This is a genomic window from Rhizobium sp. BT03, assembly GCF_030053155.1.
Lineage (GTDB): Bacteria > Pseudomonadota > Alphaproteobacteria > Rhizobiales > Rhizobiaceae > Rhizobium.
Map to the genome: position 1 here is coordinate 104,167 of NZ_CP125642.1, position 11,475 is coordinate 115,641.

10 protein-coding genes are annotated in these 11,475 nt (G+C 60.9%); all 10 read right to left on the minus strand.

The window, feature by feature from the left end; all coding sequences use genetic code 11:
* Position 1 precedes the first annotated feature (1 nt).
* The 10 genes from QMO80_RS25290 to QMO80_RS25335 all read right to left on the minus strand — a co-directional run bounded on the left by QMO80_RS25290 (position 2) and on the right by QMO80_RS25335 (position 11,475).
* The gene (locus QMO80_RS25290) at positions 2-709 is read right to left on the minus strand and encodes an ABC transporter ATP-binding protein (protein WP_283201080.1); all 708 of its coding nucleotides are present in this window, start codon (positions 707-709) and stop codon (positions 2-4) included.
* Positions 702-2,459: an ATP-binding cassette domain-containing protein gene (locus QMO80_RS25295; protein ID WP_283201081.1), complete on the minus strand. Its 1,758-nt coding sequence runs from the start codon at positions 2,457-2,459 to the stop codon at positions 702-704. Before QMO80_RS25295 ends, QMO80_RS25290 begins: the two co-directional genes overlap by 8 nt.
* Positions 2,452-3,285 carry a branched-chain amino acid ABC transporter permease gene (locus tag QMO80_RS25300; protein WP_283201082.1) on the minus strand — a complete coding sequence of 278 codons (834 nt, stop codon included), beginning with the start codon at positions 3,283-3,285 and terminating at the stop codon, positions 2,452-2,454. Before QMO80_RS25300 ends, QMO80_RS25295 begins: the two co-directional genes overlap by 8 nt.
* 51 nt (positions 3,286-3,336) lie before the next feature.
* A complete protein-coding gene (locus QMO80_RS25305) occupies positions 3,337-4,485 on the minus strand; it encodes a substrate-binding protein (RefSeq protein ID WP_283201083.1) in 1,149 nt (382 codons plus the stop codon).
* A gap of 30 nt (positions 4,486-4,515) precedes the next feature.
* Positions 4,516-5,361 carry a nitrilase family protein gene (locus QMO80_RS25310; protein ID WP_283201084.1) on the minus strand — a complete coding sequence of 282 codons (846 nt, stop codon included), beginning with the start codon at positions 5,359-5,361 and terminating at the stop codon, positions 4,516-4,518.
* Between the two features lie 194 nt (positions 5,362-5,555).
* Positions 5,556-6,179 (minus strand): ANTAR domain-containing response regulator, encoded by a 624-nt coding sequence (locus QMO80_RS25315; RefSeq protein ID WP_283201085.1) that lies wholly within the window; start codon positions 6,177-6,179, stop codon positions 5,556-5,558.
* Position 6,180: 1 nt separating this feature from the next.
* Positions 6,181-7,314 carry a transporter substrate-binding domain-containing protein gene (locus tag QMO80_RS25320; protein WP_283201086.1) on the minus strand — a complete coding sequence of 378 codons (1,134 nt, stop codon included), beginning with the start codon at positions 7,312-7,314 and terminating at the stop codon, positions 6,181-6,183.
* 145 nt (positions 7,315-7,459) lie between these two features.
* The gene (locus QMO80_RS25325) at positions 7,460-8,908 is read right to left on the minus strand and encodes a M20 family metallopeptidase (RefSeq protein ID WP_283201087.1); all 1,449 of its coding nucleotides are present in this window, start codon (positions 8,906-8,908) and stop codon (positions 7,460-7,462) included.
* Positions 8,909-9,042: 134 nt separating this feature from the next.
* Positions 9,043-10,587 (minus strand): ABC transporter substrate-binding protein, encoded by a 1,545-nt coding sequence (locus QMO80_RS25330; RefSeq protein ID WP_283201088.1) that lies wholly within the window; start codon positions 10,585-10,587, stop codon positions 9,043-9,045.
* 24 nt (positions 10,588-10,611) lie between these two features.
* Positions 10,612-11,475 carry a class A beta-lactamase-related serine hydrolase gene (locus QMO80_RS25335; RefSeq protein ID WP_283201089.1) on the minus strand — a complete coding sequence of 288 codons (864 nt, stop codon included), beginning with the start codon at positions 11,473-11,475 and terminating at the stop codon, positions 10,612-10,614.

Consider the following 11,475-nt stretch of genomic DNA (forward strand, 5'->3'; position numbering starts at 1 on the left):
CCTAGATCTTCAGATGCTGCAGGACACGGCCGCGGCTCTCTGGACTATTGAGGTTTTCGTCTTCGATTGCCCCGAGTTTAAGAATCGCCCAGCGGTCCGCCACTGAAAGGGCGAAATCCAGGTTCTGTTCGACCAGCAGGATGGTCGTGCCGCGTTTCTCGCGGTCGTCCCTCAACGCCTTGGCGATGTTCTGGACGACGGAGGGCTGCAGACCTTCGGAGATTTCGTCGATCAGCAGCAGCTTTGGCTGCAGCATCAGCGCCCGGGCGAGGATCAGCATCTTCTGCTCCCCGCCCGAAAGCGTGCCGGCTTTCTGCGCCAGCCGGTCGTTCAGGAAAGGGAAATAGCCGTAGACCCGTTCCAGGGCTGGTGTCAGATCCCGATCGCCTTTAAGGGCCAGACGCAGATTGTCGCGGATAGAGAGATCCTGAAACAGCGGCAGTTCCTGAGGGGCATAGCCGATGCCGGAAGCGATCAGCTCGGCGGGTTTTCTATCGGTGATAGGGGCACCATCGACCTCGATCTTGCCTTTGCCGACACGCAAGAAGCCGAGGATCGTCTTCAGCAGCGTGGTTTTGCCCATGCCGTTTTTGCCCATGAGGGTGAATATCTCGCCGGGCCGGATGGCGAGCGACACGCCGTTGACGACATCGACCGCGCCATATCCGCTCGATACCCCGCTGAGCTTGAGTTTGAACGCGTCAGCCATGAGCGCCTCCTGCGTAGATGGTGCGAACCGTTTCGGAGTTGACCACGTCGTTCACCGTGCCATCGAGAACGAGCTTGCCCTGGTGGAGGACCACGATGCGGCTCGATATTTCGCGCACGAAATCCAGATCGTGTTCGACCAAGATGGCGGCGAAACCCATCTGGTCCGTCAGTTTCTTGAGGATGGTGCCGATGGTCATGCGCTCGGTCTTGGTAAGACCCGCGGTCGGCTCGTCGAGAAGAATGATCCGTGGCTCCAGAGCGACGACCATCGCCAGTTCGAGAGCCTGCCTTTGACCATGCGACAGCAGCGAGACCGGCTTTTCCAGCATATCGGCCATGCCGGTCAGCGTCAGGATTTCGGCCGCCGCTGCCGGCAGCATGATTTCGGTAGCCGAGCGCATCGGGTTGGGTGCCTCGCAGCTGAGACGCGCCATCTTCAGGCATTCGCCGACGGTCATGCTGTCGAAGATGCTGGCGACCTGGAATTTGCGGCCGACGCCGAGCGCGACGATCCGTTCGGGTGCACGACCGGCGATATTCGTGCCGATGATATCCACTTGACCTTCGATCTGCTGGGTACCGTCCGACAGACAACGCATCAGCGTGGTCTTGCCGGCGCCGTTCGGGCCGACCAGGCTGACGAGCTCTCCAGCGCCGATCTCAAGGTCGATACCTTTGAGGACGGAGAGGCTGCCATAGGACTTGCCGAGACCGCGGATCGACAGAAGGCTTTTGCCTGCCGAGGCAGCCTCCTTGGCGACGATGCGGGTCGGCAAGGACGTCAGAGTGCTGCTGGCGTTTGCGGACTGCAGGAAACGCGTCGCAAGCGAGGCTAGGCCGCCCGGCAAAAGGATGATCATGATGACGAAGAGCGCACCGACGATCAGTTGCCACAGGAAAGGCAGATCGCCCGAAAGACTGGCGCTCAGATAATCGATGCCGATTGCACCGAACAAGGGTCCGATAATCGTTCCCCGGCCACCGAGCGCCGTCCAGACGACGAGTTCGGTTCCGAAAACGAAACCGGTGTTCTCTGGCGCGACGACACCGGACGCGTTGGCATAGAGGAAGCCCGCCAAGCCGCATACGCCCGCGAGAACGCCGGTCAGGACGATTTTCAACCGGGCGGGGTTCATGCCGAGATAGGCGACGCGGGCTTCATTGTCGCGGATGGCGATGAGCAGACGGCCAGCGTCCGAGCGGACAAAAACGATCGCAAGAGCGGCCAGGACCAGCAGGCAGGCGCCGGACAGGCGGAAATAGCCGGGAAGCCCGAGCGGGAGAGTTTCGTAACCGACAAGGCCGCTCGACGAACCGGTCCAGGTGCCGCCGGAAAAGACGAATTGGGTGACGACGATCGGCACCACGAGCGAGATCACGGTGGCATAGAGCGGTGTCGATCCGTGATAGAACGACAGCCAGCCGACGGCGAGGCCAAGCAGGAGCGGAACGAAGATGGCGGCGGCAAGAGCGACGATGAAAAGCCCGGGGCTTGCGCCGATATGCGTGAGAACCATGGCCGTGGCATAGGCGCCGACGCCAAAGAACGCCGCCTGCCCGAAGGTGAGGACCCCCGTATAGCCCCAGAGCAAGTCGACGGTGATCGCCAGCATGGCGTAGATCATCGAACGTGTCAGGACGTTGAGGCTGAAGCGACCGAGAAACAACGGTCCGAAGACGATCAGCAGGAGAGCTGCGAGCGCCAGCGCCAGAAGCAGGACAATCCGGAGTTTTTGTCTGTCACGCACGGGCAAATCCTTTCGGACGTATGCGCAGTGTGATTGCGCAGAGGACGGCCACGGTGATGCCGCCGAGGATTGGGCTGAAATAGGTGCTGACGAGCACCTGGGCGGCCCCGAAGATGAGGCAAGCGCCGGCAAGCGCGGCGAAGGAAGAGCCCGCGACCATCACCAGCATGAAGGCGCCCGTCAGCCAGGCGACGCCCATATTGGGATCGACGCTGGTTAGCGGCGCGAGCAGCACGCCGGCAAGGGCCGCTAGGCCGGTGCCGATCATGAAGGTCGCGAGCCGCACCTTTTCGGTATCGATACCGAGTCCGCGCGCCAGTGTTTCATTCATGATAACTGCCCGGGCGGAAAGACCAAGCCTTGTGCCATCAAGCAGCAAGGTGAAGCCGAGACCCAGACCGATAGCCGCAGCAATGGCGAAAAGGCGGTAGGCCGAGTAGCCGGTTCCCAAGAGATCGAAGGTGCCGGGCAAGAGCGCCGGCGTGAACTGCACGTCGCGGCCGAACCAGAGCGTAATCAACTGGCCGATGACGATGCCAAGGCCCCAGGTTGCAAGAATGGCGTCGAGCGGGCGGCGATAGAGAGGCCGTACGATGAACCGTTCGGCAACACCGCCGAGGATCGCTCCGACCAGGAAGGCGAAGGGAATGGCAAGCCATGGGTTGAGGCCGAACCCGCTGACGACGACAGCGCAGTAAGCCCCGATGGTCAGCCATGCGCCATGCGCGAAATTGATGATCTTCAGCACGCCGAAGATCGCAAGCAGCCCGGCGGCGACGATGAAAAGAATGGCCGCGGTGCTGACGATATCGAGAAAAAGGGTCATTTCTTGAACTCCGATGCTGGAGGCGGGGCACCCTGCCCCGCCTCGCTGGTTTCAGAGATTCGGGCACTGATCGCCAGGATCGACGTCCTTGAAGCTATCGACGACCGCCACGCTGCCGTCGTCCTTTACCTGGCCAAGATACATCGTCAGCGGCGCATGGTGCTGCTTGTTCATCGAGATCTTGCCGCGCGGACCGGTGAAGGAGACGTCTGGAAGGGCCTTGAGCACATCAGCCGTATCGGTGCTGCCGGCCTTCTCGACGGCTGCCTTGTAAAGGTAGATCGCTTCATATTGCGGCACCGAAAGATCGTTCGGCGTGCGCAGTTCCTTGCCGAACTTCTTATCCATGGCCGAGAGAAAGGCCTTGTTCTCGGGGCTGTCGATGCCGGTAACGTAGGAAGCGGAGAGGAAGATGTCCTTGGCATCCGCGCCCATGCTCTTGGCGGTGCCTTCGTCGACCGCCAGATTGCCGTAAGGCAAGGTGACGCCAGACGAGCGCAACTGCTTGGTCAGGGTCACGTTCGGTGCGCCGCCGGCCGTCGAGGTGATAATGGCGTCGGCGCCGGAGGAGCGGACCTTGGAGATGATGGCCGTCCAGTCGCTGCCGTCCATCGGCAGATATTCCTCGCCAACGACCTGCGCGCCGGCTTTTTCGATATAGGCTTTGGCGAAGGTGAGCATGCCGCGCCCGAAAGAATAGTCCGAACCGATCAGGAAGAACTTCTTGGCGCCCTGTTTGCCGATGAAATTGTCAACGACAGGCGGCACCTGCTGTTCAGGCACCCAGGCATTAACGAAAAGCTTGGCGTTGCAGGATTTGCCTTCGTAGAACGACGTGTAGATATACGGCACGTCACCCTTGGAAATGATCGGCAGGCCGGCATTGCGCGCAGCGCTCGTCTCCATGGAGATGACGACGTTCACCTCCTTCTGGAAAACCAAGGAATCGAAGGCTTTTTGCGCGCCGGCAGCACCTGACGCGTCGTCGGCGATCTCGAGTTCCAATGGCCGCCCGAGAACGCCGCCTTTGGCGTTGATTTCTTCGACGGCGAGTTCCGCAGCCTGGACGACGGACGGCGCAACCACGCTGTTTGCGCCTGACAGCCCGACCGGCACCCCGATCTTGATCGGATCCTCGGCGAAAGCTGCCGTGGCGAATGCCGCGGATGCCAGTGTCAGGATGATGGTTTTCATTTGCATTTTTGTTCCCCTTTCTTGAATGGGTCGATGTTACCCGTAGACATCGGCTCGGCGGTCGCCGAGCAGATGATTGAAGCTGTTGAGCGTGCGGGTCTCCGTGACGCTCGACAGATCGATTTGTGCAAGCAGGATTTCCTCGCGATCGGCACTGGCCGGACCGGAGATGGGCCAGCCTTGCGGGCCGACGATAAGGCTGCGGCCGATGAAGGATTGGCCGCGCTCGACGCCGATCCGGTCGGCGCAGGCGATGTAAAGACCATTGGTATGGGCGGCGGCCTTGTGCAGGATGTTCGCCATCGGTTCGGCCGCACTTTTCGCCCCCGCCATCGGTACCCAGTTGGTGGGCACGCAGACCAGTTCCGCGCCGGCCAGCGCCAATTCGCGAAATGTTTCCGGAAACCAGCCGTCGTAGCAGATGGCGATGCCGATGCGGCCGAAGGGCAGGTCGAATACCGGCAGCCCGAGATCACCTTTTTTGAAAAGACGGTTTTCGTTGTTCCACAGATGGAGCTTGCGGTATTTGCCGATATATCCGTCGGGACCACTGAGGAGAGCGCTGTTGTAAAACCGGTCGCCATCCTGCTCGGCAACGCCGCTGACGATGTAAAGGCCGAGTTCCCCGGCAAGGCGGCGGAGCGTCTCGGCACTCGGGCCGCCGGGTACCGGGCCGGCCAATGCGGCAACCTCGTCGGCGTCACGGAAGCTATAGCCGCTGTCGGCCAGTTCCGGCAGAACGACGATGTCCGCGCCCTTGGCCTTCGCTGCCCTCACCAGCCGCTCGATAGCCGCGAGGTTGTGGGCACGATCGCCGACGATCGGTTCGAACTGGACGGTTGCGACGGTTACTTCCCGTGCGGTCGAGGTCTTGATGTTCAATCTCGTCTCCAAACGCAAAAAACCTCTGGCACGGAAATCAATCCGTGAACCAGAGGCTACATAGCCATGATGTAAAAGCGGCAGCCCTGCCGCTGAGCAAACCTGCTCGTTATCTTTAGGCTTGCACGAAAGAATACGACCGTCAAGCCGCTCTGTTGGATATTTTCAAGAGCTGCGCGGCCACAACTCAGGGCTTAAATTTGAGTTTTTGCGCCGATCGACAGTCCAAGGCTTTTCATCGTGTCTTGCGCGGCAATGATCGACTCGGCAATCGTTGCCATCGGAACGCGCTTCGACGTCGCCTGATCGCGCAAGAGCCTGTAGGCCGCCTCTTCATCGAGGCCATTCATGACCCGCAGCGCCGAAACGGCCTTTTCCACAAGCCGCCGGCTTTTCAACGTTTCCTCGAGTTTCTGCACCTTGCCGGCGAGCCGTTTTTCGTAGCTTTGCCGATAGCGTGCAAGCGCAAATTGCGTCAGGATCCCAAGCGGCCGCAGCGGTTTGCTGATAACGCCGTGAGCGTTGAGATCGATGATCGCCTGGAGTGCCGTCGGGCTCTCATAGGTCAGGATGGCGATAACCGCCGTTTGCTGCAGGTCGATGATCTCGAGCGCGTGCTCGAGCTGAACATCCTCGACATGCAGGAAGACGGTGTCTATGTCGGGCGGCAAGGCAGGCGGGAGCGGCCACGTCGCCCGAACCTCGCACCCAAGGCGCTTGAGGTGGGCGATCAGCAAGTTGCCGTCCTCGTCGCGCGGATGGACAACCAGAACGCGTGCGCGCCGCAGATCCTGAACGATCCGGCTCGGTCCCGCCATCTCAGGCCTCCAACCAAACGTCTTCGAACCGCGAAGCGGTCAGGTACGGGTCCGGCCGGATCGGGCCAGGCGCCTGCCAGGCAATGTCGAAAAGCCCGTCGGCCCGCGCCACGCCGATGCGGGGATGCAGCCAGAGATGTCGGGTATCGGCGTCGAAATTGATCCGCCCTTCCGGAGCAGAAAAATCCTCCAGGAGAATTTCCTCGGAAATGCGATGGGTCTCGAGCGAGCCGGCCCGGGCAAGCGCGCGGGCGAAAAGGTGAACCTGCGCATAGGCCGGCTGCGACCATACGCTCGTGGTGAAGTCCTGGCCAAAGCGGGCTTTGAACGCCGCCACGAAGCGCTCATTCGCCTCGTTCTCGACCGTCTGGAAATAGGTCGCCGAAAGAATATGACCGGTGCAAGCGTCGGCTCCGATCTCGCGAATCTCGCTCTCGGCCATGGTCAGGCTGGCGATCGGAACCTTCTTGCGATCGATTCCGGCCTCGGCATACATGCGGTAAAAGCGCTGCGCCGGCCGGCCGACGATCGTCGAGAAAATGGCATCGGGCTGAAGGCGGACGATATCGGAAATAACCGAACGCAAGGTTTGTTCGTCGGCATGAAGAGGAAGGTATCGCTCGCTGACGACTTCGCCGCCTTTTGCCTCGAGCACATCCCGCATCACCCGATTGGATTCGCGCGGATAGATGTAATCCGCGCCGACGAAGAGGATGCGGCGTCCATGGTGGCGGAGAAGGTATTCTGCGAGCGCGAAAGTATTCTGATTGAGGGTGGCGCCGGTATAGACCACGTTCTCCGAATATTCGAAACCTTCATACATCGACGGATAAAACAACAGTCCATTGTGCCGCTCGACGATCGGCAGCACGGCCTTCCGGCTGGCCGACATCGAGGTACCGAAAATGATGTTGACGTCATCGTCCGCCAGCAGGCGCCGTGCCAGATTGCGATAGGCGGTTTGGTCCCCGCCTGGATCGTAAGCGATCGGAACGATGGGCTTGCCAAGCACGCCCCCCGCCGCATTGACTTCCTCGATCGCAAGTGCGGTGCCAAGAAAGTGCTCTGTTTCCGTGACTTCGCTAATTCCGCTTCTGGAAAACAGCACTCCCACCCGCCATTCGGAGCTTGTCATCTTTGCCTTTTCCGACGTGTTGGAGGTTCGAAAGCGGTGAATGCCTCAGTTCCGCGCCTTCGACTTCCATACCCTTAGTGCTTTTTCATGGGATGCTGCAAGCGGGTACTATGCGGGTCGCTGTCCCGGTAGACGAAGGCGGGAGCTAGCGGCTGTGAACCGCTGCGGGCATCACATTGTCGGGGATCGGGCAGACATAGGCTTTGCCGCTGGTCTTTTCCAGCCACTCGGCCTTTGCGGCTGCCAGGAGGTCGGATGACGACAGCAATGCGAGACCGGTTGCCGCTAGCGTCTTGGCGGCATGCGCCATGGCCTTGTGCGCGGCCGGGCTTTTTCCCTGCGCGACCACCTGCCAGGTATGGGGATTGGTGCCGATCGCCCAGGCCGGCGCCCAGCATTGCGCGGTCGGCGTCACCCAGCTGACGTCGCCGACATCGGTCGATCCGGCGCGGAAATGCGATTGTCCTTCGAAATCGCGCAGACCGGTGTGCAAGGGCGTCGAGCCATCGACCTTGGCGTTGGAGAACACGTCTCCCTTGATCTGGTAGAGACGGAGGCTGCTCGCGATCGCTTCCGGCGTGAAGGTATCCTGGATTTTCCTGGCGAAGGCGATGTCGGCCTCGTCGAAGGCGATCGGCCCGAGCGCGACCATGTTCTCGTGCATTGCCGTTTCCAGCGTGATGTTGGGAAGCAGGTTCGTCGAGGCGGTGTCGAACACGATTTCGACCGCGGTCTCGGTCATCATCGCCGCACCGCGGGCGACTTTCTCGACGCGCCCGGCAAGCGCAAGCGCCTGCGGCATGTCGGGCGCTCGGATCAGATAGAGAACTTCGGCGCTCGCCTGCACGACATTGGCGGCCCTGCCGCCGGTGTCGGTGATCGCGTAGTGAACGCGACAATCCTGCGGCATGTGTTCGCGCAGGAAATTGACGCCGACATTCATCAGTTCCACGGCATCGAGCGCCGAACGTCCGAGATGGGCGCTGTTGGCCGCATGGGCCGCTACACCCCTGAAGCGATAGTAATATTCGAGGACGGCAAGATTGTTCGTCGAACGAACGCCGTTGAATGGGGCCGGATGCCAGGTCAGGGCGGCATCGACGTCGTCGAATGCGCCGGCGCGAACCATGAAGGTCTTGCCGGAACCGCCCTCCTCTCCCGGGCAGCCGTAATAACGCACCGTTCCGGGCAGGTCGTTCTCCTTGAGATGGCGGGCAAGCGCAACCGCCGCCATCAGCGATCCGACGCCAAGCAGATTGTGCCCGCAGCCGTGACCGGTCGCTCCCGCCGCCTCGGGAAGAGGCTCGGAGACGCCGGCGGTCTGGCTCATTCCGGCCAGGGCATCGAATTCGCCGAGGAAAGCGATCACCGGCTTGCCGCTGCCGGCTTCGCCGATGAAGGCCGTTTCCATGCTTGCCACGCCGCGGCGCACGGCGAAGCCGTTTTCCTCGAGTGTCCTTGCCAGCAATTGCGACGAGCGCTGCTCCTCGAATTTCAGTTCTGCGAAATCCCAGATACTGTCGCTGAGCGCGATATAATCCGGCTTCATCTTTTCGATCGTCGCGGCAATGGAGTTGATCGCGTCAAGATTCATGGCATTTCCTCGCTGTCTGTCCTGCCGCCACAGGGACGTGTTGCACCGGACCCGGCAGGTCTGCCTGCCGGATCTTCTGTTGGCTGTCGAAGTGGGATGGCGGCGCCCGAGCTGGCGGGCGCGGCAGTTCAGGCTCAATCGTCGAGCGAAACTTCCCAAAGACGGGCATTCGATTGCCAGACGGGCTGACCTTTCAGCTTCTTGGTCGCGCCCCAGACATCGACCATGTCATAGAGGAAGATGCCCGGCATTTCCTTGAGCATCAGCGTGTGAAACTCGTCGAAGATCGCCTGACGCTTCGTCCGGTCGGGCTCCGCATAGGCGGCCTTCATCAACTCGACGGCCTTCGGATCATCCCACATCAGGGAAGCGTTCTTGTCCTTGTTGCCGACATAGAAGCCGTACATCAGCGCCGGATCGAGCCGCGGCGCGACCGATTGCGAGATGATCTGGTAGTTGCCGGACCGGCGGCGATCGACCTGCGTCGCATAGTCGAGTACCTCGATCTGCACATTGAGACCCGCCTGCTGCATCATGGCCTGCGCCATCACCGCGGCCGGGAAGCTCGGCACGTTGCTGCGCTTGTTGGCGATGATGGTAATCGGCTCGCCCTTGTAGCCAGCTTCCGCCAGCTCCTTCTTCGCGGCCTCGATGTCGTAGGGCAGACGCTTCTTCTGGACATCGTCGAAATAGAGCGAATCTTGCGAAACCATCGAACCGTTGGCGGCGCCGGTGCCATTGGAGGCGGCCTCGACGAGCTGGTCGAGATCGAGTGCCATCGCCATGGCGCGGCGCACGCCGGGGTTGCCCAGAACCTTGTCGCGCGTCTGGATGTAGAACAGGTTTTTGCCGTTGTTACGGGCCACGATCAATTGCATCGTGTCGCTCGTCTTGAATTCGGGAATGAGATCCGGCGAAATTTCCGCGGTATCGAGCACGCCGGACTGAAGGCCGGCTTTCACAGTCGAAGCATCGGGAATGACCATGAACTTGATGCCATCGACGAGAGGGCGCTTGGAGCCGACCATGCCGTCAGGCTTGCCGTCATTCTCCGGCGAAACATAATCGTCGAACTTGGCGAGACGGATATATTCGCCCTTCTTCCATTCATCCCATTTGAAGGGTCCGGTGCCGATCGGCTTGATGAAGCTTCCGTCCGCGCCGACCGATTCCGGGGAGATCATCCCGGTGTAACCGCATTCGGGGCGCGACAGGAGGCCAAGGAAAACCGCGGATGGCTTTTCCAGCGTGATGGTGACGGTGGAGGCATCGGCTGCCTTGACGCCGGTAACATGCACGGTGCCGCTGCCGTCGAAATCGGGCAGGCAGGTCCATTTCGTTTCGGGCTTGAGATAGCGGTTCCAGTTCCACACGACGTCATCGGCGGTCAATGTCTTGCCGCTGTGGAATTTGACGCCGTCGCGCAATTTGAAGCTATAGGTCAGCCCGTCCGCCGAGACTTCGAAGCTCTTTGCCAGCAGCGGCTTGACCTCGCCGTTGTTGGCATAGCCGACGAGCCCTTCGACGATATGCAGGATGACGCCATCGGTATTGCCGTCGCGATTGACGCCCGGATTGTTGCTGCGCAGGTCGGAGCTTTGAGCCACGACGATGTCGCGGGCGTCGACCACGCCGGTCATCGCCATCAACATGGTGCCTGCAAGAAGAAGCTTATGCATTGTTCTACCCTCTTTTTATGATCGTTAGGATTGGAATTCATCCCAGCAGGCGCGTGAGAGTCTGCCGATGGTTTCAAGCGCGACTGTGTAGCCGGGCGTGCCGTCCGGCATTTCCTGCGGCACGTCGTCGGTATAGGCGGCGATGATGTAGAAGGGGGAACCGTCGCGATAGACGATGCCGGCATTCATGCGGCCGCGCTTTCCCGTGCCGCCCTTGTGGGCGACGAGCACGCCAAACGGCAGCCGGGAGGGAATGGCATAACGCAGGATCTGGTTCTTCAGGGTTTGAAGCGCATAGACGCTGAGCGCCTGCGAGCAGCCGAGCCGGTCGGCGGCTTCCCGCGAATCCTGCGCATCCAGGATGGTCTGCAGCAGATAGACCTGATCGCGCGCCGTCGTCGTGGTGACGGCCTTCAATGAATGATCGGGCGACAGCGCCAAGGGCGGGATGAGGAAGCGATGGTTGGTGCCGGTCATGCCGATCGACTTGCAATAGCTGTCGACCTCTTCGAGCGTCAGCCTTTCGAAGACCATCTTGGTGCAGACATTGTCGCTCAGCACCATCATGCCGGTGATGGCGTCGCGCAACGATATGACGATACCGGGGCTGAGATAGCGGAACATCCCGCTCGCCACTTCCTCGGCGAAACGCTTTTCGTAGGTGATCCGTTCGTCGAGATCGAGGCGGCCTTCATGGGCGGCCTTCAAGGCTGCCATCATGATCGAGGTCTTTCGGGTGCTGGCGGAGGGCGTTTCCTCGTCCGCGCCCCTGCCGATCGTTTCACCGCTTGAAAGCGCACGCACCATGAAGCGTGTCACGAAAGGCTGGGCGTCGCAGATGGCGTTCAATCGCTCTGCGAGCTTTGCGGATTCAATCATCGTCGTCAT